This window comes from Stenotrophomonas maltophilia (assembly GCF_006970445.1).
Lineage (GTDB): Bacteria > Pseudomonadota > Gammaproteobacteria > Xanthomonadales > Xanthomonadaceae > Stenotrophomonas > Stenotrophomonas maltophilia_AU.
Map to the genome: position 1 here is coordinate 2,832,127 of NZ_CP033877.1, position 23,131 is coordinate 2,855,257.

The window sequence follows — 23,131 nt, forward strand, 5'->3', positions numbered from 1 at the left end:
CTCCAGTTCCGGAACGCATCCGTTCGTCGGGGGAAGACCTACTTCAGCAGGTCCGATTCGGTAGGGGCGTCGCCCCTGCAGGTGTCATAGCGGCGCTGCAGCAGCGTGCGTGGCTCGGTTCCGCGCAGCTGGATGACCTTGTCCTCGCGCTCGCACGGGCTGACCTTCGCGCGCAGCACGAACCGCCCATTGTCGATATGGTCGATGTCGCGCCCGCCGATGGCCGCTTCCAATGCCTTGGCACGCACATAGCGGTTGCCCTTGGCGTCGAACAGGTAGAACGCATGCACCGGAACGTTGTAGACACCGTTGTTGTCCTGCCACACCTGCAGGTCCGGCACGCCATCGCCATTGAAATCCGAAACGGTCAGCAGCACGGCCGCCGCACCCTGGGCATCGGCGCCAGCGCGGGTCAGGCGCGACTGCACGCCCGTGACCGCCACGTTGCGCCCGCCACGGGTCACGCCCATGCTCCGCACCCTGCAGGTCGTCACGTTGTCGGTGCCGCCGCAGTCGGCCACCTGGAAGACCACCTGCAATGCAGGCGTGATCCTTCCCTCGCCGGGCCGCAGGACGATCCTGCCCTGTTTGTCGGGCGCGGCATCGGCGGTATGCACAGCGGGCTGCGCCGGCGCCGGGGCCGCCTTGGCTTCCGCCACCAGCGCCGCCGCACCGCCGCCCTGCAACTGGCGGGCACGCAGCAGGGTCATGTGCGTGCGGCACTGCTGTGAATCCAGCTGGGCAACGGCCGTGCCGCCTTCCGGGCAACGGCTGTCACGCTGGCGCAGCCATTGCCGCTGCAGATCGCGCAGCACCTGCTGATCACTGGCGGTCAGCGTGGAGCGCGCCGCACTGTAGGCGGCGTTGAGTGCATCGTCGTGCACCTTGAATTCAGCGTCGGCACAACGACGACGGGCCTCCAGTGCGGTGCCCGCGGCCGCCATGCAGGGCGCATGCGCAGGGCTCAGAAAGCGTGCATCGCCCGCAATCAGTTCGGCACCACTGGGCACCTTGCGTGCGACGGGCTGGGGCTGCGCCTGAGCGCTTGCCCACAGGCAGGGGCCAAGCAGAAGCAGTCCTGCCAGCAACCGGGTGGCACGCCCCGGTAGGCGTTCAGAGTTCAGCATGCGTTTCCTTCCCTGGGGGCGTTGGCCGGCCCCGTCCTGTTCCGATGATGGATGCTGCCCGGTCGCCAGCGCAACTTCAGCGACAGCGGTCACAGCCCCGTAGGCCGTATTCAGGCCGGCAGCCGCTAGTTCGGCAGGGCGAAGGCCATCACATAATCACCGTTCGGGGTTTCCATGAAATGGTGCCCGCCGGCCATGATCACCACGTACTGGCGTCCGCCCTGCGCGTACACCATCGGCGTGGCCTGACCGCCCGCGGGTAGCGCCACATGCCACAGCTCCTTGCCGGTCTTCAGGTCGATGGCGCGCAGCAGGTCATCGGTGGCGGCGGCGATGAAGATCAGTCCGCTGGCGGTCACCACCGAACCACCGTTGTTCGGCGTGCCGATCTCGATCGGCAGGCCGGAACGGATGCCGAACGGCCCATTGCCGCGCGCACTGCCGAACGGACGGTCCCACAGCAGCTTGCCGGTGCGCAGGTCGATGGCCCGGATGCCGCCATAGGGTGGCTGCTTGCACAGCAGCCCGGTGAACGGCAGCCGCCAGCCGGCATTGACCTGGATACCGTACGGCGTGCCCACCTGCGGATCGCCGGCGCCCTCGCCACCGCCCCGGTCGGCACGGATCTTCTCGCGCGGCAGCCAGCCCAACCGATCGGCTTCGGCGCGTGGCACCAGCCGGTTGTAGTTGGGCATGTCGTTGTAATTGGCCACGATCACCCCGCGGCGCGTATCGATGGACACGCTGCCCCAATCCGAACCGCCGTTGTAGCCGGGGTATTCGATGGAATGGCGATCACTGCTCGGCGGCGTGTAGAAACCTTCGTAGTACGCCTTGCGGAACTGGATGCGGCAGACCAGCTGGTCGATCGGGGTGATGCCCCACATGTCGCGCTCGGTCAGGTCATGCTCCCGACGCAGCCTGTGGTACAGCGAGAACAGCTGCGTGGGTGAACGCTGCTCGGGTTCGACGCCACCCACCGGCACACTGCGCTCTTCGGCGGCGGTCAGCAGCTGGCCGTTGCGGCGGTCGAGGATGTAGAGGTCACCCTGCTTGGTCGGCAACAGGATCGCCGGCACCTTGCCCGCCGCCGTCGGGTAGTCGACCAGGCTGGCCTGCGAACCAAGGTCGTAATCCCACACATCCTTGCGCACGGCCTGGAAATGCCAGGCCGGCTTGCCGGTGGCCACGTCGATCGCCACCAGCGACGTCGCATAGCGGTTCTGGTTTTCCGTACGTGAGCCACTCCAGTAGTCGCCGGCTGAGTTGCCCAGCGGCAGATAGACCAGTCCCAGCGCCTCATCCCCCGTGGCCGTGGTCCACATGTTCGGCGTGCCGCGCGTGTAGGTCTGCTCATGCGGCGGCAGGCCACTGCGCGCGGGCTGGTCCATGTCCCATGCCCAGCGCAGCTTGCCGGTGATCGCATCGTAGGCCTGGATCACCCCCGACGGTGCGTCGCGGCGCTGCCCGTCCAGCACCTGGTGGCCGGTGACGATCACGCCGCGCACGATGGCCGGCGGCGAGGTGATCGACACATAGCCCGGCGGCACTTCGCCCATGCCCAGGGTGATGTCGACCTGGCCGTTGTTGCCGAAATTCGCGCACGGGCGACCACTGTCCGCATCCACCGCGATGATGCGCCCGTCCAGCGTGCCTTCGATGATGCGGGCCCAGCAGGCCGGACGACTGCCCGGTGCAGCGCTACGAGTAACGCTGGGTGGTGGTTCCGGCAGCGCCAGATCAGCGGCGACATCGGCCAATGCTGCGTCGGCAATGGTCGGCGTGCTGGGCTGCTCGTAATAGCTCACACCACGACAGGCAGCGGTGTACGGGATCGAGGCGTCCTTCACCTTCGGGTCGAACCGCCACAGTTCCTTGCCGCTGGCAGCATCAAGTGCGATCAGGCGGTTGCGGGCGGTGCAGAGGTACAGGCGGTTGCCGATCTTCAGCGGCGTGGTTTCCGCGCCCCAGCGCTTCTTCGGCAGGTCACCGGTGCGGAACTGCCAGGCCGGCTGCAGCGTGGCCACGTTGGCCGGGGTGATCTGCTGCAGCGGCGAATAGCGGGTGGCGGCATTGCTGCGGCCCCACGCCGGCCAGTCCCCCTCGGCAGGCTGGTCGGCCGGCTGCAGACCCGTGATATCCCGCGTGGGTTCCAGCCCGGCGCTGGCCGCGCCTTCCGGGAACGGCTGGTGTCCGTCCACTTCGCCGTGCGGCGCGAACGCCAACCCGAACGCCGCAACGAACACCAGCATCAGCACGCCGGCCACACTGCGTGACAGGCGCCTGGAGACCGGTTCGCGAAGCGTCGGCGCCAGCAGTGCCAGCACGATGCCGAGCGCGGTCACCAGGCCCAGCCGCGGCACCCAGCGCCAGTAGTCGCTGCCCGACTCCCACCAGGTCCACAGCAGCGTGCCGACGAACACCAGTGCATACAGCAGCGCGCCGCTGCGGCGATTGCCGAACAACAGGAAGCCACTGGCCAGCAGGCCGACGCCCGCAATGGCGTAGTACGCCGAGCCGCCAAGGCTGAGCAGCCACGCGCCGAGCCCGCCGATGACCAGGCCGAGCACGACCAGCAGCAGCGACAGCACGGTAACCAGAGGATGCCGGGAAGCGCGGACAGGAGCAGGAGCGGACGGCGGCGTGGCGGACATCGTCGATCTCCGTGGCAGCATGCGCCGTTATCCCACCGCCGACGTGAAGCGCGCGCGTATGTGCCGCATCCGGATACGACGACGCCGGCACACGGCCGGCGTCGTCGGGTACCTCAGGCGCGCAGCAGGATCACTCCTGCGCGGCGTCCTCGCTGCTGGCAGCCGCCGGGGCACCATCGGTCGTGGTCGCGGCCGGGGCAGCCACTGCCACCTCGTCCTCGTCCTCGTCGATCGAGGCGTCCATGCGCTCCACCGCCTGCAGCTTCTCGTCCTTGGACAGGCGGATCAGGGTCACGCCCTGGGTATTGCGGCCGACGCGGCTGATTTCAGAGCCACGCGTACGCACCAGCGTACCGCCATCGGAGATCAGCAGGACTTCGTCACCCGACCCCATCAGCACCGCGGCAACCAGCTTGCCGTTGCGCTCGGTGGTCTGGATGCCGATCACGCCCTGCGTGCCACGGCCCTTGCGCGGGTAGTCCGGCAGCGGGGTGCGCTTGCCGTAGCCGTTCTCGGTGGCGGTGAGGATGTACTGCACGCTGCTGTCATCGGCGCCGTCGATCACCGCATCGCCCGTGGCGGCGGCTTCCTCGACACCGTTGTCGTCCTCGTTCTCGTCCTCGACGCCACCGGCACTCTCGGCCACGATCAGGCTGACCACTTCCTCGCCGGCCGGCATCTTGATGCCACGCACGCCGGTTGCGGTACGGCCCATCGAGCGGACCTTGTCTTCACCGAAGCGCACGGTCTTGCCGTTGGAGGCGAACAGCAGGATGTCGCGCTCGCCGTCGGTCAGGCCGACGCCGACCAGGGCATCACCCTCGTCCAGGTTGATCGCGATCTTGCCGCGCGCCAGACGGAAGGCGAATTCGCCCAGCGGGGTCTTCTTGACCGTACCGTTCTTGGTGGCGAAGAACACGAACTGGCCATCGGCGTACTCGCGCACCGGCAGCACGGCCTGCACGCGTTCGCCCGGTTCCAGCGGGATCCAGTTGATGATTGGACGGCCGCGGGCGTTGGAACCGGCTTCGGGCAGCTGGTAGACCGGCAGCCAGAACACCTTGCCCGAACTGGTGAAGGTCAGCAGCGTGTCGTGCGTGTTGACCAGCCACAGCTGTTCGATGAAATCCTCTTCCTTGGTCGCCGCCGCACTGCGGCCACGGCCGCCACGACGCTGCGCACGGTACACGCTCACCGGCTGCCGCTTCACGTAACCGGCATGCGACACGGTGACCACCACATCTTCCGGGGCGATCAGGTCAAGGATGTCCAGATCTTCTTCGCTGTGGCGGATTTCGGTACGACGTTCATCGCCGAACTCGGCCCTGACGCTGATCAGCTCTTCGCGGATCACCTGCAGCAGGCGGTCGGGATCTTCCAGGATGTGGATCAGCCCGGCGATCACTTCCAGCAGCTGCTTGTATTCCTCGGTCAGGCGGTCCTGCTCCAGCCCGGTCAGGCGGTGCAGGCGCATTTCCAGGATCTGGGTGGCCTGGATCTCGGTCAGCTGGTAGCCGCCTTCGATCAGGCCCACACCCTTGGGCAGGTCATCCGGACGCGACGCTTCGGCACCGGCAGCACCCAGCATCGAGCCGACCAGGCCCGGCTCCCACAGGCGCGCGAGCATGCGCTCACGGGCTTCGGCGGGATTCGGCGAAGTCTTGATCAGCTCGATCATCTCGTCGATATTGGCCAGCGCAACGGTCAGGCCTTCCAGCACGTGGGCACGGGCGCGCGCCTTGCGCAGCTCGAACACCGTACGGCGGGTGACCACTTCGCGGCGGTGGCGGACGAACGACTCCAGCATCTGCTTGAGGTTCATCAACTGCGGGCGGCCATCGACCAGCGCCACCATGTTGATGCCGAACACCGATTCCATCTGCGTCTGCTGGTACAGGTTGTTCAGCACAACCTCGGCAGATTCACCGCGCTTGATTTCGATGTAGATGCGCATGCCGTCCTTGTCGGACTCATCGCGCAGCTCGCTGATGCCTTCGATCTTCTTTTCCTTGACCAGCTCGGCGATCTTCTCGATCAGACGCGCCTTGTTCACCTGGTAAGGAATTTCGGTGACGATGATCGATTCACGGCCGTTGTCGGCCACTTCGATATCGGCCTTGGCACGGATACGCACGCGGCCGCGGCCAGTGCGATAGCCGGCGATGATGCCGGCGGTGCCGTTGATGATGCCGGCGGTCGGGAAATCCGGGCCCGGGATGTATTCCATCAGGCCGTCGACATCGATTTCCGGATTATCGATCAGCGCGATGCAGGCGTTGATCGATTCGGTCAGGTTGTGCGGCGGGATGTTGGTCGCCATGCCCACCGCGATACCGGCCGAACCATTGACCAGCAGGTTCGGGAACCGGGTCGGCATGACCGTCGGCTCCAGTTCCTTTTCATCGTAGTTGGGCTGGAAATCGACGGTTTCCTTGTCGATGTCCGCCATCAGCTCATGCGCCAGGCGCGACATGCGCGCCTCGGTGTATCGCATCGCCGCAGCGGAGTCGCCGTCGACCGAACCGAAGTTACCCTGGCCATCGACCAGCATGTAGCGCAGCGAGAACGGCTGTGCCAGTCGCACCAGCGTGTCGTACACCGACTGATCGCCATGCGGGTGGTACTTACCGATGACGTCACCGACGATACGCGCCGACTTGAAGTAAGGCTTGTTGCTGTGCGCGTTGAGTTCATTCATCGCAAACAGCACACGACGATGCACCGGCTTGAGGCCGTCGCGCGCATCTGGCAGCGCGCGGCCCACGATCACGCTCATGGCGTAATCGAGATAGCTCTTGCGCATCTCGTCTTCCAGGTTGACCTGGATGATTTCCTTGGCGGTTTCTGCCATTCGGGTTCCGTTGTCTGGTAGCGGTCCAGTCCGGCACATTCGCCCGTGGGCGGTCGCGCCGGAACCTCGATTCAACCTGTGGATACTACCACAACAGGCCGTTTTCCGCCTCCCTTTACGGGGATTTTACCGGCACAAATCAGGAACTTAGGGGCTGCAAAGGACCCTATGAAGCCGAGCCCGCGCTCGGCTGCGCGAAATAAGTAGATCCACGCCATGCGTGGATGAGGCCTGCCTGGGGTCAGAGCCCTTTCCTGCGAAAAGGGATCCGACCCCGGGGCCTTCCTGCCCGCCTCAGCCGCCGAAGGCGGCGCGCATGTTCTCGGCAGTCGGGTTCAGGATCACCCCGCGCTCGGTCACGATGGCGTCGATCAGCTCGCCCGGGGTGACGTCGAACACCGGGTTCCACGCGGCGATGCCCTCGGCAACGGTGCGGGTACCGCCCACGCCATACAGCTCACCCGGGTCGCGCTGCTCGATCTCGATCTGGCTGCCGTCCACGGTCTCCATGTCCACGGTCGAGGACGGCGCCACCACCATGAACCTGACACCGTGGTGACGGGCGGCGATGGCCAGCTGGTAGGTGCCGATCTTGTTGGCGGTATCGCCATTGGCGCAGATGCGGTCCGCACCCACGATCACCCATTGCACGGCACCGGTCTTCATCAGGTGCGATGCGGCCGAATCGGCGATCAGGGTGGCATCGATACCATCCTGCTGCAGCTCCCACACCGTCAGGCGTGCACCCTGCAGCCACGGCCGGGTCTCGCCGGCGAACACGCGGGCGATGCGGTGCTGGGCCATGCCGGCACGGATCACGCCCAGTGCGGTACCGAAGCCTGCGGTGGCCAGCGAGCCGGTATTGCAGTGGGTCAGCACGCCGCTGCCGGCCTCGATCAGGCCAGCGCCCAGTGCGCCCATGTGGCGATTGGCGGCCAGGTCTTCCTCGGCGATGGCCTGCGCTTCCGACTCCAGCAACGCCTTCCAGTCGGCGCCGGCAGCGCTCAGGCAACGGCGCATGCGTGCCAGCGCCCAGGCCAGGTTGACCGCAGTGGGACGCGACGCGTTGAGGCGCTGCAGTGCTGGTTCCAGCTGCTGCAGGGCGTGCGCACCGTCTGCGGCCTGCACCTCGCGTGCGGCCAGCACCACGCCCCAGGCTGCGGCAATGCCGATCGCCGGCGCGCCACGCACGGTCAGCGCGTGGATGGCGCTGGCAACCTCGTCACTGTCATTGCAGATCACGTGCTCGACCACGAACGGCAGCTTGCGCTGGTCCAGCAGTTGCAGGGCATCGCCAGTCCACAGGATCGGGCGGATGTGGTCGTAACGGGCGTAGTCGATGTCAGAGGCAGTGTTCATGGGCCCATTGTAGGGCCACACCCCGCGGGGATGGAGCCTGCCCGGGCTCAATTCACCGAGAATTCGGCGCGGCAGCCGCCGTCCACCCAGATCCCGTTACGGTTCCAGCCCCAGGTACTGCCTTCCTCGCAGGGGGTGCTGGACAACTGCTCGGAGACCACGGCACCCACCGAGATGCTGGCACCGCAGAAACGCCGCTTCTTCGACTTCGATTCGCAGGTCAGGCGGCGCGGCATGTCGACGAAGCGTCCGTCATCATCGGCCACCTCGAAATCGCCCTGGCAGCCACGGCTGGTCCAGACTTCATTGCGCTTGTAGCCCCAACCCTGCCCTTCCCGGCATGGCAGCACCGACAACTGGCGCAGCAGGCGCACCGGCGCGCCATCAAGGCGTACCGGGCAACTCTGCGGACGGCCATTGGATTCGCATCGCACCACGCGGCGCACCAGGCGCTTGCCCGTACCGTCAGCCGGCAGCGCGGCATTGGCCGCTCGGCGGGCGCGGAACTCGGCACGACAGCCGAGGGTGACCCACACGCCACTGCGGTCGGTGCCCCACTCGCTGCCACGGATGCAGCTGTTGCTGGACAGCTGGCGCACCAGATCGACGCCGTTGGCAACCTCGATATCGCAGTGCACCCAACCCATGTCGCGTGATTCGCAGGTCACCACTTCATCGTCGTAGCCCACCTGCTGGGCCGACGCCGGCGACGGCAGCCAGGCACCCCAGAGCGCAATGGAGTACACCGGTGCAGCGACAACCGCGAACCACTTGAACAAAGCCTTCCCCAGCAGGAATGGATGAACTGCATGCCAGTGTCCGGCATTGGCCGTGATAAGAGCATCATCCTGCTTACCGACGCAAGCGCGCGGAACCCGCGTTTCGTTCAGCCTGCGATGTTCAGCAACGCGCGATGGTCACGCGTGGGCGAAGTCGTAGGCCAGCACATCGGCGATGCGTGGCGTGCGGTTCATCGCCATCAGCAGGCGGTCGACACCTACCGCCACGCCGGCACAGGCCGGCAACGCCGGCAACGCCGCCAGCAGCGCCTCATCCAGCGCCGGCTGCACCTGGCCACGTTCGTGGCGGCGCTGCTGGTCGCGCTGGAATCGGGCGCGCTGTTCGTGGGCGTCGTTCAGTTCGTGATAGCCGTTGGCCAGCTCCACTGCGCCCAGGTACAGCTCGAATCGCTCGGCCAGCGGCGGCGTGCCGGCGCGGATGCGCGCCAGCGCAGCCTGGCTGGCCGGCCAGTCATGCACCACGGTCATGACCGCGTCATCGAAATGCGGCTGGATGTGGTGGGTCATGAGCAGGTCCAGCCAGTCATCACGGGTCAACCCGACCGGATCGATGTGCACGTCGCCAAGCGCGAGTCGCAGCGCGGCCTCATCGGCCTCGAACGGATCCACGCCCACATGCTGCTGGAACAGCTCGCGGTAACTCAGCACACGCAGGGTCGCACTGCGTCCGACCAGGGCCAGCGCCTGGCCGACCAGCTCCGCGGTTTCCTGTACCAGCCGATGGTGGTCCCAATCGACCCGGTACCACTCCAGCATGGTGAATTCCGGGTTGTGGCGGCCACCGGCCTCGCCATTGCGGAACACGCGACCCAGTTCGTAACAGTCGCCCACGCCGGCGGCGAGCAGGCGCTTGAGTGGATACTCAGGCGAGGTGCGCAACCAGCGGCGGCGCCCGCCCGCGTCGACATGGCCGGTGAAATCGGTGTGGAAGCTGTCGATGTTCGGTTCGGTGTTGCCCGCCACCGACAGGATCGGCGTTTCCACCTCCAGCACATCGCGCTCGGCGAAGAAGCGGCGCACCAGCGCATTGAGCGCGGCACGCTGCTGCAGCGCGCGCAGCAGGGCCTCGCTCACAGGATGCCCTCCGGGCGCGGATGGTCCAGCGGCAGGGTCAGCAGATCGCGGGTGTCATCGATGTAGCCGCTGGCCAGGTACAGGCGGCGGGCCAGTTCGTTGTGGTGGTTCACTTCCAGGCGCAGGCGGCTGACGCCCCGGCCGCGCGCACGCTGCTCGCAGATGGCCAGCGCGCGCTTGCCGCGACCACGGCCACGCGCACGGTGGCTCAGGTACAGCTCATCCAGCAGCATGAAGTGACCACCCTGCTCCAGGCTGAAGCCCATCGCAATCACCGCATAGCCCACCACTTCACCGGCTTCGTCCAGCCACAGCAGCACCTCGCCATTGCGCGGGTCGGCCAGCAGCGCATCGACACCACGGCGTACCCGCGCGTCATCGAAGTCGATCTTGTCTTCGGCATAGAACTCACGCATCAACGCGATCAACAATTCCTCGTCGGCACGGGTGGCCAGGCGGAAATCCAGCGGGGCGGTCTGCATCGGTAGTCCTTTGTATTCCATGCCGGGTGCAAAGGCACCCGGCGGGGTCATCATTCGTGTTCGGCAAGGTAGGTCAGCAGGCGGTCCTCATCCCATACCGGCACGCCCAGCGATTGCGCCTTGTCCAGTTTGGAGCCGGCTTCGGTACCGGCCACCACGAAGCTGGTCTTCTTCGACACGCTGCCGGAGACCTTGGCACCCAATGCCTCGAGGCGCTCCTTGGCGGCATCGCGGGTGAGCTGGGCCAGGGTGCCGGTCAGCACCACGGTCTGCCCATCCAGCGGACCAGCCACGATCTCGGCCAGCGCCGGCGCCCTGGCCAGGAGCTGCTGCATCGCCTTCTCGGCCGCCAGCAGCATCGCGCCATGGCCTTCGGCGTCCAGCCACTCGGCCAGACCGCGCGCAGTATCGTCAGGCAGGCCGGCGTTGACGAACTGGCCATGCTCGGCATCGAGCACCGCCTGCGCACCGGGAAGCGCAGCCACCAGCTTCTCCGCACGCAGGCGGGTGATGCCGGGGATCTCCGACTCGACCAGCAGCTGCGCCAGATCCAGCCCTTCGCGCAGCTTGGCGCTGGGCGCGTGCACATCGCTGATGCGCACCTGCCCGACCTGCAGCAGGTCATCGATGGCCTGCTGGTTGCCCTGCTGCTCGAAGAAGTGGCCGAGCGAGCGGGCCACCTCGCCGCCGATGTCCGGCACGCGCTTGAACAGTGGCCACGGCAGGTGGCGGATCAGCTCCAGGTCACCGAACCACTGCGCCAGCGCCTTGGCGGTGCTCTCGCCGACGTGCTCGATGCCCAGCGCGAACAGCAGGCGCTCCAGCGTGGCAGCGCGGCTGGCGTCGATTGCGGCGATCAGGTTGTCGGCCCACTTGGTGGCGATCTTCTTCGTGTTCCATTCGAAGCTGGCCGGCTGTACCAGTGCCTGTGCGCGCCACGCCGGATCGCTGCCGTCCAGTTTGAGCACCGCACTGAGCACCGCGCCACTGCCCTCGGCGGGCAGGTGCAGCTTCAGCGCAGCGGCCAATGCCGATGGGTCCTCGGCGTCCAGCACCAGCTTCAGGTGCAGCAGCTGGTCGCGGTTGAGGCGGTACAGATCAGCCACGCTCTTGACGATGCCGGCGTCGACCAGGGTTTCAATGTACTTGTCGCCGAGACCGTCGATGTCCATCGCGCGGCGCGAGGCGAAATGGGCGATGGCTTCCTTGCGCTGCGCCGGGCAGGACAGTTCGCCCGAGCAGCGCCACGCCGCAGCCCCCTCCTCCCGCACGATCTCCGAGCCGCACACCGGGCAGCGCATCGGCATCTGCCACGGTGTGGTGCCCTGCGGGCGGCGATCAAGGATGACGCTGACTACCTCCGGGATCACGTCGCCAGCGCGGCGCACGATCACGCTGTCGCCAACGCGCACATCGAGGCGCGCGATCTGGTCAGCGTTGTGCAGGGTGGCGTTGGATACGATCACGCCGGCCACGGCCACCGGCGCCAGGCGCGCCACAGGCGTCGCCGCACCGGTGCGTCCGATCTGGATCTCGATCGCCTCCACCGTGGTGCTCTGTTCCTGTGCGGGGAACTTGTGCGCGATGGCCCAACGCGGCGCGCGCGAAACGAAGCCCATGGCCTGCTGGCCGGCGCGGTCATCCAGTTTGTAGACCACGCCGTCGATGTCGAACGGCAGGCCGTCGCGACGCTCGCCGATGTCACGGTAATAGCCAAGCAGGCCGTCGGTGCCTTCCACCACCTTGCACAACTCGCTGACCGGGAAACCCCAGGCGCCGAGCTGGGCCAGCGTGCCCGAATGGGTGTCCGGCAGCTCGCCGCCCTGCACTTCGCCGGTGCCGTAGGCGAAGAAACTCAGCCTGCGCTGCGCACTGATCTTCGGATCGAGCTGGCGCAGCGAACCGGCCGCTGCGTTGCGTGGATTGGCCAGCACCTTGCCACCCTGCAGGCGCGCACGTTCGTTGTAGGCCTCGAAGTCGGCGCGGGCCATGTAGACCTCGCCGCGCACCTCCAGCACATCCGGCCAGTCCTTGCCGTGCAGGCGCTTGGGAATGTCGCCGATCTCGCGCAGGTTGGCGGTCACGTCCTCGCCGGTACTGCCATCGCCACGGGTCGCACCCAACACGAAATGACCTTCCTCGTAGCGCAGGCTGATCGCCAGGCCATCCATCTTCGGCTCGGCCGAGAACTGCAGGCTGCGACGGCCCAGCCGCTCGTCGATGCGGCGCACGAAATCAGACACTTCCTCATCGCTGAAGGCATTGGACAGCGACAGCATCGGCACCGCATGGCGCACCTCGGTGAAGCGGCCGGACGGACGCGCACCGACCTGCTGGGTCGGGCTGTCTGCACGGGCCAGTTCCGGGTGTTCGCGCTCCAGTGCTTCCAGCTCGCGCACCATCCGGTCGTAGTCGACGTCAGGGATCTCCGGCGCGTCCAGCTCATGGTAGGCGCGGTTGGCCTGGGCGATCTGCCGGCGGAGGTCTTCGGCGCGTTCGGCGGGGCTGGGGCTCATCGGGATCCGGTGGTTCTGGGATGGCCGGGGATTCTACCGCGCCCGGCCGTCAGGCCCTGTAACACCCCCGCGTTTGCAGCGCCGAGCCACGCTCGACTGGCGCTCCCCCGCTCTGGTAGGTGCCAACCACTCCCCCGCTCTGGTAGGTGCCAACCTTGGTTGGCACATCTGCAGTCGAACATGGTTCGACTCCACAAAGAGCAGCTTGCCGCCCACCGCCACCGGCGCTAGCGTGCGACGGTTGCCCTTCGGAATCCTGCCCGTGCCCCTGCCCGCCTCCCGTCGACACTTCCTGCAACTGGCCGGTGCCGGCCTCGCCGTCGCCGGTAGCAGCCTGCCCTGGCTCGGCCAGGCCCAACCCGCGGCAGCCGCCGCCCCCGCACCGCCTGAAGGCACGGTACTGCTGAATTTCAACGAATGTCCGTATGGCCCCTCGCCTGAAGCACAGCAGGCCGCGCGCGAGAGCATCGCCAGTTGCGGCCGCTACCGCTTTGCGCTGGCCGCCCAGGTACGCGACGCCTTCATCGAGCAGGCACGCATTCCGGCCGACCACGTGCGCCTCTATCCGGGCTCCAGCGAACCGCTGAACCGTGCCGCCACGCTGTGGACCGGCCCGCAGGCGGGGCTGGTGGTGGCCGACCCGACCTTCGAGACACTGGGCGAGGTCGCCGCCGCACACGGGGCCCACGTGCAGAAAGTGCCGCTGCGCGACGACGGTGCGCATGACCTGCGCGCCATGGTCGCCGCCGCGCACGCGCGCCCGACGGGGATGCTGTACGTGTGCAATCCGAACAACCCGACCGGCTCGATCAGCCCACCGGATGAGCTCGCCTGGCTGCTGGCCCACAAGCCCGCATCCACCCGTGTGCTGTTGGACGAGGCCTACCTGCAGTACAGCGAGCAACCCAGCCTGATCGCGCAGGTGACGCAGCGTGACGATCTGATCGTGCTGCGTACGTTCTCCAAGCTGTACGGCATGGCCGGCCTGCGCCTGGGCGTGGCGGCCGCACATCCCGATCGCCTGCGCGAACTGGCCAGCCTCGGCGACAACCCGCTGCCGGTCCCGGCGCTGGCCGCGGCGCTGGCCAGCCTTCGTGATCCGCAGCTGATCCCGCAGCGGCGGCTGCAGAATGCCAAGGTGCGCCAGGCCACCATCGCATGGCTCGGCAAGCGTGGTTTCAGCTGCCTGCCGTCGGAGGCGAACTGCTTCGTGGTCGACGTGCAGCGCGATGGCACTGCGTTCGCCAAGGCGCTGGCGGAAAACGGTGTGGTGATCGGGCGCAGCTGGCCGATCTGGCCGCAGCGCGTGCGCGTAACGGTGGGCACCGAAGACGAAATGGCCGCGTTCCGCCGCGCATTCGCGAAGGTGGCCGGCGTACCGGCCTGACCCTGTTGATGGGGGCGAACCTTGGTTCGCCCTATCCACGCTTGGCGTGGATCTACTGTTGTGGGTGCCGACCGTTGGTCGGCACACCGAATAAAAGCACTTACCAGCGCGGGGTCTTTGTCAGCGGCGGCGCCTGGTGCTGGCGGTCATAGGCGCGCAGCTCGTCACGGATGTGCGCGATGCGCTGGCGGCCCAGGGTGTTGCGGCTGTCATCCAGCACCACGCCGTCGAGCAGTTCGGCCATGCGCTGCACGGTGGGCAGCATCTTTTCCCAGGCGTCCAGCGCGGTCAGCGGCGCCGGCAGGGTCAGGAAGAAGGCGATGGCCGGGGTTTCCATGGCACGGATGTTGGCCATGTCGAAGCTGCCCGGCTTCATGATGCTGGCCATAGAGAAGATCGGCCCGCGCTCGGGGTGGCCTTCCATCAGGCGGTGGAACACGTTCATGTGGCCGAACACCAGGCCGGTCTTCTCGGCCGCCACTACGATGTCTTCGCCGCGCAGCTGCTCGCCGGCCCGGGCGGCCACGAACAGCGAGACGATCTTGTCGAAATCCTGCGTGGCGCGCTTGCCAAGGTCGCTGGCCGCGCCCGGGTCGGTGTCGGGCAGGCCGAGTTCAGCCTGCTCGCCTTCGCCGCCCATGCCCGGTTCGACGCGGCCATCGGCCACGACCACGCCGTCTTCGCCCAGCACCGGTTCGCGGCGCTCGCCGCTGGTCGGTTCCGCGTTTTCCACGCGGCGCCCCTGGGGCTTCTTCTTCGGACGGCCAAACAGGAAGATCGCGGCGATCAACAGCAGGCCGGCGGCCAGGATGCCGATGCGCAACAGTGCCGTGTCGGACATTCGATAGGTTCTCCGGCTAGTTCATTCAGGTAACTAGGATGGCACGTCAGGCCGCGCCCGCCAATCGCGCGGCTTCTTCCAGGTCCACGCTGACCAGGCGGCTGACGCCCGGCTCGCGCATGGTCACGCCCGACAGCTGGTGCGCCGCCTCCATCGTCGCCTTGTTGTGGCTGACGAACAGGAACTGCACCTTCTCGCTCATTTCCTTGACCATGTTGGCCAGGCGGCCGACGTTGGCTTCGTCCAGCGGCGCGTCCACCTCGTCCAGCAGGCAGAACGGCGCGGGATTCAGCTGGAAGATGGCGAACACCAGCGCCACTGCGGTCATCGCTTTCTCGCCGCCGGACAGCAGCGAGATGCTGGACACGCGCTTGCCCGGCGGGCGCGCCATGATGGTCACGCCGGTGTCGAGCAGGTCTTCACCGGTCAGTTCCAGGTAGGCGTGGCCGCCACCGAACAGGCGCGGATACAGGGCCTGCACGCCGGCATTGACACGATCGAAGGTGTCCTTGAAGCGGCCACGGGTCTCGCGGTCGATCTTGCGGATGGCATCCTCAAGGGTCTCCAGCGCCGTGGTCAGGTCGGTGTGCTGCGAATCCAGGTAGTCCGAACGCTGCGAGGCCTCGCCGTACTCGTGGATCGCGGCCAGGTTGACCGGCTCCAGCCGGCGCATGCGGCCATCGATCTGGTGCACGGCCTGCTCCCAGTCGCCCAGGCGGGCGTCCTCGGGCAGTGCGTTGAGCACGTCCTGCAACACGAAACCGGCCTTCTCCACCGCGCCCTGCAGGGTATCCGCGCTGAGCACCAGTGCCTGCTGGTCCAGCTTGCGCTGCGAAATACGCTCGCGCTGGGCCAGCGCCTGTTCGTCGCGCTGGTGGCGGGTCTGTTCGTAATTGCGCAGCTCGGCGTCGATACCATCCAGTAGCGTGCGCGCTTCGGTCAGCACGCGATCAGCCCGCACGCGCTCTTCCAGTGCATTCTGGTGCTCGGCCTGCAGCGATTCGACCGGCGAATCACCTTCGTCCAGCTGGGAATGCAGCTCACCCAGTCGCGAATCCAGCTGACCCCGCTGGGTACCCATGCGTTCCAACGCCTGGCTCAACGAGGCCAGCTGCGCACGCTGCGATTCCAGGGTCAGGGCCAGCGAATGCGAGCGCTCGCGCACCGCACGCGCGGCGTCGCGGGCCAGGTCGCGCGCCTCGGTCAACTGGCGACGCTCACCCTCCAGCCGCTGCCGGGTCGATTCCAGGTCGCCCATGCTGCTGACCGCGTTCTCCAACCGCGAGCGCGCTTCACGCGCCTGCCCGTTGTTGGCTTCCAACGCTTCCTGCAACTGCTTCAGCTCGCCTTCGATGCGGTCAATGCGCGTGCGCGCGGCCTCCACCTTGCCCTGCTGGCCCTGCAGCTGGCCAGCCAGCTCGGACACCGCACGATGGGTCTGGTACAGCGCACGCTGCGCGTCTTCGCGCTGCTGTTCAGCCGCCTGCAACTGCTCGCGGAAACCACTCAGCTGTTCTTCCAGCTCGGCCTCGCGGTCCTGCAGCTGTTCGATCTGCTCGCGCAGCTCGTTGATCTCGCGTTCGCGCAGCAGCGCGCCCTGCTGGGCCGCACCGGAGCGCGATACGCGCAGCCAGCCCTGGCCCAGGCGTTCGCCACTCTGGGTGATGATCGAATCGCCTTCCGGAAGGCTGCCCTGCAACGCCTTCGCTTCGGAAAGGTCCTTGGCTGCGTGCAGGTGTGTCAGCAGGCGACGGATCGCTGCCGGGCCACGCACGCGGGCAGCCAGCGAGGTCGGTGCAACCTTGACGTCGGCACCCGCGTTGGCGACCAGCGTAATGTGGCCCTCGCCAAGTTCGCCGAGGGCGTCGACCAGGCTGGCCGGATCATCGACCAGCACGCCTTCGATCAACTGGCCGAGCGCGCTTTCGACCGCGTTCTCCCAGCCGGCATCAACGTCCAGGCGCTCGCCGACACGCGCCGCCGAATCCAGCCCGCGCGCCTTCAGCCACGCGACTGCCGCACCCTGCTCCTGGCCCAGCGCGGCCTGCTGCAGGGTTTCCAGCGAGGCCAGGCGACCGCGCAGGCCGTTGGCCTGCTTGCGCAGTTCGGCCAGTTCATCCTGGCTATTACGTTGCTGTTCCTGCACCGCCGCCACGCCCTGCTTGCGCAGTTCGACGTCTTCGCTCAATTCATCCAGCGCGGTCTTCTGCGTGTCGTGCTGCAGGTGCAGCTGCTCGAAGGCTTCCTCCAGCGCGTCCACGTCCAGCCCGGCGCGCTCGGCGGCCAGGGCCTCGCGACGCCGGTCGGCATCGAGGATCTGCTTGTCCAGGTAGTCCACGCGCGTGCGCTCGACATCGCCGGCGCGCGAGGCTTCCGAACTCTGCGAGGTGTGCTGTTCCCAGCGCTGCTGCCAGCTGGCCAGCCGGTCTTCGGCCTCGCGCAGGCTTTCCTGCTTGATCTCGTTCTCTTCCTGCAGCTCCTCCAGCTGAGGGCTGGCGGCCTCCACCGCCTCGCGCAGCACCATCAGCTTGGCCTCGTCGCCGCTGATGTGCTGGCCCAGTTCGGCCAGCGCCTGGCGGGTCTCGTCGCGTGCCTTGTGCAGGCGCTGCGACAGTTCGCGCTGGTGCTGGATCTGCTGTTCCACGCGCGCCAGCGTGCTGCCGACCTGGTAGACCGCGGCCTGCGCGGTGTTGAGCGCGTCGGCGGCTTCTTCGCGGCGCACGCGCGAGGTCTCGATGCGGGCCTCGGCATCACGCTGGTCGGCGATCAGCTGCTGCAGCTTGGTTTCTTCCTGCGACAGCCCTTCGCGCAGCTTCGACAGGCGCCCGTCGAGACCACGGAATTCCAGCGCCTTCCATTCGGCATCCTTGACCCTGCGCTCTTCCTGCAGCGCCTGGTACTGCTCTGCCTGCCTGGCCTGGCGCTTGAGGTGCTCCAGCTGCTTGCTGATCTCGTCGCGCAGGTCGCCCAGCCGGTCCAGGTTCTCACGGGTATGGCGGATGCGGGTCTCGGTTTCCTTGCGGCGCTCCTTGTACTTGGAGATGCCGGCCGCCTCTTCCAGGTACACGCGCAGGTCTTCCGGGCGCGCCTCGATGATCTGGCTGATCATGCCCTGCTCGATGATCGAGTAGCTGCGCGGGCCCAGGCCGGTGCCGAGGAACAGGTCGGTGATGTCGCGGCGGCGGCACTTGGTGCCGTTGAGGTAATAGTTGCTGGTGCCGTCGCGGCTGACCGTGCGCTTGACCGAGATTTCGTTGAACGAGGCGTACTCGCCGGAAATCGTGTGATCCGAGTTGTCGAAGATCAGCTCGACGGTCGCCTGCGAGACCGGCTTGCGGGCGTTGGAGCCGGAGAAGATCACGTCGGTCAGCGAGTCGCCACGCAGGCGGCTGGCCGAACTCTCGCCCATGACCCAGCGCACGGCGTCGATGATGTTCGACTTGCCGCAGCCATTGGGCCCCACCACGCCGGTCATGTTGGTCGGCAGGTGCAGGGTGGTCGGATCGACGAACGACTTGAAGCCGGACAGCTTGATCGTGGAAAGACGCATAGGGGTTCCGGACTGGGGCCGGCAAGCGGCCTGCGTTTACCCTCCAAGTCATTGATCCTATTGGGATCGATGCCCGTGGAACGGGTGTGACGCCCTGAGTATACCGATGTGGCCGTGTTCTACGAATGGGCGTGGAACATTGTCCAGCCCCGCCCCGCCCGCCGGACGTGGCCCGACGCCACGAAACGGAGCCATAAAACAAAACGGGCACCCTTGCGGGCGCCCGTTCTGCGGTGATTCCAGGCCTTTCGGCGTGGGATCAGGCCTTTTCGGCTTCAACCACAACCTTGACGGTGGTTTCAACGTCGGCGTGCAGGTGCACCAGGACGTCGTACTCACCGATGTTGCGGAAGGCGCCTTCGCCCAGGATGACTTCGCTCTTGCTGACCGGCAGGCCGGCAGCGGTGAAGGCATCGGCGATTTCGCGGGCGCCGACCGAGCCGTACAGCTTGCCTTCGGTCGAAGCGTTGGCGGCGATGGTCACGCTCGCGCCTTCCAGCTTGGCCTTGCGGGCGTCAGCGTCGGCGTGGATGGCCTGGGCCTTGGCTTCGTATTCGGCGCGCTTGGCTTCGAACTCGGCCTTGTTGCTCTCGGTGGCCGGAACGGCCTTGCCCTGCGGCACGAGGAAGTTACGGCCGTAGCCCGGCTTCACGTCGACCAGGTCGCCCAGGTTGCCGAGGTTGGTGACTTTCTGCAGGAGGATCAGCTGCATGGTATTGCTCCAGATGAGTTATTCGTTAGCGAGGCGATGCCCCGCAACAAAGGCTGTCCGAATAGCTGGCACAGCGGGGGCGGCACCGGGCCGCCCCGCCGGGCATCAGACGTCGTGGTTGTCGGTGTACGGGATCAGGGCCAGGAAGCGAGCGCGCTTGACGGCGGTCGCCAGCTGACGCTGGTACTTCGACTTGGTACCGGTGACGCGGCTCGGCACGATCTTGCCGTTCTCGGTCAGGTACTGGCGCAGGGTGTTGAGATCCTTGTAGTCGATCTCCTTCACACCTTCAGCCGTGAACTTGCAGAACTTGCGGCGACGGAAGAACTTGGACATGGGAAGGCTCCTTAGGCGGCGGAAGCGGCGTCGTCGCCGGCTTCGTTGTCAGCGGTGGTGGTGGACTCGCCTTCTTCGTCGTCACGACGACGGCGCTCACCGCGCTCCGGCTTGTCACCCTTCTCGTCCTTGCTCTTCATGATCAGCGACTGCTCGGTGTCAGCCTCGTCACGCTTGATGACCAGGTTGCGCAGCACGGCGTCGTTGAAGCGGAAGCTTTCGGTCAGTTCGTTCAGAACGGCCTGGTCGGCTTCGATGTTCATCAGCACGTAGTGGGCCTTCACCAGGTTCTGGATCGGGTACGCCAGCTGGCGGCGGCCCCAGTCTTCCAGACGGTGGATGGTGCCGTTGCCGTTCTCGACCAGCGACTTGTAGCGCTCGATCATGGCCGGGACCTGCTCGCTCTGGTCCGGGTGGACCATGAACACGATTTCGTAATGACGACTCATGTTTTTTCTACCTTTCGGATGTGGCCTTGCGGCCGGACAGCCCCCCGCCGTTGAGACCGCGGTGGGGCAAGGATTCCCGCCAGGGAGGCAGGAAGCCGCGCATTATGGCGCAGATGGGGGTGGCGGGCAACCGGGCGGCTACGGGGCAACCTGAACCCGCCAGCGTATTCAGCCCAGATCGACGTGAAGGCGGTGCTGGCCGCAGGCTAGGCACTGGAAAAGGCACCCCACCATCATGCCGCCCCGGCTCAGGTGCGCCAGCACCCAGTCGGCATCGCGCGGATTGACCGCCGCCACGTCCGGCCGGACCTGTTCCAGGATCGGCAGCAGGTCCTCGCTGCCGGCAAAACCCAGGAAGGCGCAGGGCCGTTCACAATGGCTCAGCCAGACCGACTGCTGCCAGGACAGGTAGCCCGGGGTGCGCTCGCAGATCTCCAGCAGATGCTCGCGGGGGATGGTCGGCGGCGGGTCGGCTGGGTCTGGCGAGACCCCTTCGATATCGCTCCAGCCGGTGAACTCACCCTCGTAGCTGGCCGCCGCCCTGCCATCGGCAATACACCACGGGCACAGGTAATCGGGCTTCAGGGCGGTGTAGAACGGCCCGTGGTAGCGCAGTGTGCGCGTTTGGCCGCAGCAGTCGCAGACCCCCTCGACCTCTTCGAAGGAGAGGTCGTAGGCGTTGGGGTGATAGGTAAAAGCCGGTCGTTCCATCCGTGGGGTCCCTGCCGAGCCCAGCGTGCCGATCCAGGCCGGCATCTACCCGAGCACGCCTTGCCAGCGCAGGGCCATGCCCGGCGGCCGTCAGGCCTTGTCGGCGTCGGTGGTGAAGCTCTCGCCACAGCCACACTCGGCAGTGGCGTTGGGATTGCTGAACGTAAAGGTCTCGCTCAGTCCGTGCTTGCCGAAGTCGATCACGGTGCCGTCCACCAGCGCCAGGCTCTTGGCATCGACGTAGATCTTCACGCCGTCCTGGTCGAACACGGTATCGCCCTCGCGCTCGTCGCGGGCCAGGTCGGTGATGTGACCCCAGCCCGAGCAGCCGGTCTTGGTCACGCCGAAACGCAGGCCCAGCGCGCCGGGGGTCTGGGCGACAAAGCGCTGCACGCGCTCGAAGGCAATGGGGGTCAGGCTGACGGCCATGGGGCTACTCCAGAGGTACGGGGACATTATAAGGAGCCGTTGCCGCGAAAAATGCCTCGCAAGCAGAACGCTGCAACCGGTAAACTCCCGTGTTCACAGATCGAGTCGATCAGCAGAGGATTCAAGTCATGACGGTGGTCAGCGTTGAACATGCGCTTGCCGGGAAGATCCCGGAAGGCGGCGAAGTCACGGTACGCGGATGGGTGCGCACGGTGCGCGGTTCAGCGAATCTGGCCTTCGTGAATGTGAGCGACGGCTCCTGCTTCGCCCCGATCCAGGTCGTGGCCGGCGACAGCCTGGCCAACTTCGATGAGATCAAGCGCCTGACCAGCGGCTGCTCGGTCATCGCCACCGGCACGCTGGTGAAGTCGCAGGGCAAGGGCCAGTCGTTCGAGATCCAGGCCAGCGCGCTGGAGGTGGTCGGCTGGGTCGAAGACCCGCTCACCTACCCGATCCAGCCCAAGCCGATGTCGCCGGAGTTCCTGCGCGAAGTGGCGCACCTGCGCCCGCGCACCAACCTGTTCGGCGCGGTCACCCGCATCCGCAACTGCCTGGCCCAGGCCGTGCACCGCTTCTTCCACGAGAACGGCTTCAACTGGATCAGCACCCCGATCATCACCACCTCCGATGCCGAAGGCGCCGGCCAGATGTTCCGCGTGTCCACCCTGGACATGGTGAACCTGCCGCGTGACGAGAAGGGCGCGATCGATTTCAGCCGCGACTTCTTCGGCAAGGAAACCTTCCTGACCGTGTCCGGCCAGCTGAACGTCGAGGCCTACTGCCTGGCGCTGAGCAAGGTCTACACCTTCGGCCCGACCTTCCGCGCCGAGAACAGCCACACCACCCGCCACCTGGCGGAGTTCTGGATGATCGAGCCGGAAATCGCCTTCGCCGACCTGGCCGAGGACGCACGGCTGGCCGAAGAGTTCCTGAAGTACCTGTTCCGCGCCGTGCTGAACGAGCGCAGCGACGACCTGGCCTTCATCGCCGAGCGCGTGGACAAGAACGCGATCACCAAGCTGGAAGATTTCATCAACGCACCGTTCGAGCGCATCGACTACACCGATGCGGTCAGCCTGCTGCAGAAGTCCGGCAAGAAGTTCGACTTCCCGGTCGAATGGGGCCTGGACCTGCAGACCGAGCACGAGCGCTGGCTGACCGAGGAACACGTCGGCCGCCCGGTGGTGGTGACCAATTATCCGGAGCACATCAAGGCCTTCTACATGCGCCTGAACGACGACGGCAAGACCGTTGCCGCGATGGACGTGCTGGCTCCGGGCATCGGCGAGATCATCGGCGGCAGCCAGCGCGAAGAGCGCCTGGACGTGCTGGACGCCCGCATGGCCCAGTTCGGGCTGGACCGTGAGCACTACAGCTGGTACCGCGATTTCCGCCGCTATGGTTCGGTGCCGCACGCCGGTTTCGGCCTGGGCTTCGAGCGTCTGGTGGTGTACGTCTGCGGGCTGTCCAACATCCGCGATGCGATCCCCTACCCGCGCGCCCCGGGCAGCGCGGACTTCTAAGCCCCACACGACCACGGAGGTACCGCTCCCATGACCCTGTTCTTCGCCCTCTGTTTCGTCGGCGTTGCAGTGGCCGGGTTCAGTGCCTTCGTGATCTTCTGGCCGCTGACCCTGGTGCATGTGCGCGACCGCCATCCGGCGCTCGCCGAGCGCTTCGGCAGCGGCGCCTTCCTCAAGCCCGATGCCCTGGCCTGGCTGCTGCGCCGCGACTATCGCCAGCAGCCGGACCGCTCGCTGTCCGGGCTGGCGACGCCGGCCTGGGTATCGCTGCTGACCCTGCTGGCCGGACTGGGCATGGCCGCCCTGCTCTGGCTGGCCTCGCTCTGGTAA

18 protein-coding genes are annotated in these 23,131 nt (G+C 66.8%); 3 read left to right on the plus strand and 15 right to left on the minus strand.

Features of this window, described 5'->3' with window-relative positions; genetic code table 11:
* Positions 1-38: 38 nt before the first annotated feature.
* From EGM71_RS13100 to ligA, 8 genes are all read right to left on the minus strand, one after another.
* Positions 39-944 carry a lysozyme inhibitor LprI family protein gene (locus EGM71_RS13100; protein ID WP_262975114.1) on the minus strand — a complete coding sequence of 302 codons (906 nt, stop codon included), beginning with the start codon at positions 942-944 and terminating at the stop codon, positions 39-41.
* Between the two features lie 308 nt (positions 945-1,252).
* Positions 1,253-3,781: a membrane-bound PQQ-dependent dehydrogenase, glucose/quinate/shikimate family gene (locus EGM71_RS13105; RefSeq protein ID WP_188485280.1), complete on the minus strand. Its 2,529-nt coding sequence runs from the start codon at positions 3,779-3,781 to the stop codon at positions 1,253-1,255.
* A 130-nt stretch (positions 3,782-3,911) separates the two neighbouring features.
* Positions 3,912-6,632, minus strand: coding sequence for a DNA gyrase subunit A (gyrA, locus tag EGM71_RS13110; protein ID WP_188485281.1), 2,721 nt, complete (start codon positions 6,630-6,632; stop codon positions 3,912-3,914).
* A 294-nt stretch (positions 6,633-6,926) separates the two neighbouring features.
* Positions 6,927-7,991, minus strand: coding sequence for an S-methyl-5-thioribose-1-phosphate isomerase (gene mtnA / locus EGM71_RS13115; protein ID WP_188485282.1), 1,065 nt, complete (start codon positions 7,989-7,991; stop codon positions 6,927-6,929).
* Between the two features lie 47 nt (positions 7,992-8,038).
* The gene (locus tag EGM71_RS13120) at positions 8,039-8,770 is read right to left on the minus strand and encodes a DUF3011 domain-containing protein (RefSeq protein ID WP_188485283.1); all 732 of its coding nucleotides are present in this window, start codon (positions 8,768-8,770) and stop codon (positions 8,039-8,041) included.
* A gap of 138 nt (positions 8,771-8,908) precedes the next feature.
* Positions 8,909-9,865 (minus strand): EF-P lysine aminoacylase EpmA, encoded by a 957-nt coding sequence (gene epmA / locus EGM71_RS13125; RefSeq protein WP_188485284.1) that lies wholly within the window; start codon positions 9,863-9,865, stop codon positions 8,909-8,911.
* Positions 9,862-10,347 carry a GNAT family N-acetyltransferase gene (locus EGM71_RS13130; RefSeq protein ID WP_188485285.1) on the minus strand — a complete coding sequence of 162 codons (486 nt, stop codon included), beginning with the start codon at positions 10,345-10,347 and terminating at the stop codon, positions 9,862-9,864. Before EGM71_RS13130 ends, epmA begins: the two co-directional genes overlap by 4 nt.
* A gap of 50 nt (positions 10,348-10,397) precedes the next feature.
* Positions 10,398-12,869, minus strand: coding sequence for an NAD-dependent DNA ligase LigA (ligA, locus tag EGM71_RS13135; protein WP_188489846.1), 2,472 nt, complete (start codon positions 12,867-12,869; stop codon positions 10,398-10,400).
* A gap of 256 nt (positions 12,870-13,125) precedes the next feature.
* Here ligA and EGM71_RS13140 point away from each other — a divergent pair, with 256 nt between their 5' ends.
* Positions 13,126-14,250: a pyridoxal phosphate-dependent aminotransferase gene (locus EGM71_RS13140; RefSeq protein ID WP_188485286.1), complete on the plus strand. Its 1,125-nt coding sequence runs from the start codon at positions 13,126-13,128 to the stop codon at positions 14,248-14,250.
* Positions 14,251-14,350: 100 nt separating this feature from the next.
* On the opposite strand, the gene zipA is transcribed toward EGM71_RS13140, so the two are convergent.
* The 7 genes from zipA to EGM71_RS13175 all read right to left on the minus strand — a co-directional run bounded on the left by zipA (position 14,351) and on the right by EGM71_RS13175 (position 21,278).
* Positions 14,351-15,091: a cell division protein ZipA gene (gene zipA, locus EGM71_RS13145; RefSeq protein WP_188485287.1), complete on the minus strand. Its 741-nt coding sequence runs from the start codon at positions 15,089-15,091 to the stop codon at positions 14,351-14,353.
* Between the two features lie 46 nt (positions 15,092-15,137).
* Positions 15,138-18,641: a chromosome segregation protein SMC gene (smc, locus tag EGM71_RS13150; RefSeq protein WP_188485288.1), complete on the minus strand. Its 3,504-nt coding sequence runs from the start codon at positions 18,639-18,641 to the stop codon at positions 15,138-15,140.
* Between the two features lie 259 nt (positions 18,642-18,900).
* Positions 18,901-19,353 (minus strand): 50S ribosomal protein L9, encoded by a 453-nt coding sequence (rplI, locus tag EGM71_RS13155; RefSeq protein WP_100442377.1) that lies wholly within the window; start codon positions 19,351-19,353, stop codon positions 18,901-18,903.
* Between the two features lie 105 nt (positions 19,354-19,458).
* The gene (gene rpsR, locus EGM71_RS13160; protein WP_002804494.1) at positions 19,459-19,689 is read right to left on the minus strand and encodes a 30S ribosomal protein S18; all 231 of its coding nucleotides are present in this window, start codon (positions 19,687-19,689) and stop codon (positions 19,459-19,461) included.
* Positions 19,690-19,700: 11 nt separating this feature from the next.
* Complete coding sequence (rpsF, locus tag EGM71_RS13165) at positions 19,701-20,138, minus strand: 30S ribosomal protein S6 (protein ID WP_006452997.1); 438 nt, start codon at positions 20,136-20,138, stop codon at positions 19,701-19,703.
* 168 nt (positions 20,139-20,306) lie between these two features.
* Positions 20,307-20,849, minus strand: a complete 543-nt coding sequence (locus EGM71_RS13170) for a CbrC family protein (RefSeq protein WP_188489848.1) — start codon at positions 20,847-20,849, stop codon at positions 20,307-20,309.
* A 90-nt stretch (positions 20,850-20,939) separates the two neighbouring features.
* Entirely contained in the window at positions 20,940-21,278 is a 339-nt protein-coding gene (locus EGM71_RS13175) for a HesB/IscA family protein (RefSeq protein ID WP_006376495.1), read from the minus strand.
* 128 nt (positions 21,279-21,406) lie between these two features.
* Here EGM71_RS13175 and asnS point away from each other — a divergent pair, with 128 nt between their 5' ends.
* Together asnS and EGM71_RS13185 are read left to right on the plus strand one after the other, a co-directional pair.
* Positions 21,407-22,801 carry an asparagine--tRNA ligase gene (gene asnS / locus EGM71_RS13180; RefSeq protein ID WP_057500623.1) on the plus strand — a complete coding sequence of 465 codons (1,395 nt, stop codon included), beginning with the start codon at positions 21,407-21,409 and terminating at the stop codon, positions 22,799-22,801.
* Between the two features lie 30 nt (positions 22,802-22,831).
* On the plus strand, positions 22,832-23,131 hold the full coding sequence (locus EGM71_RS13185) for a hypothetical protein (protein ID WP_005417403.1): 300 nt from the start codon (positions 22,832-22,834) through the stop codon (positions 23,129-23,131).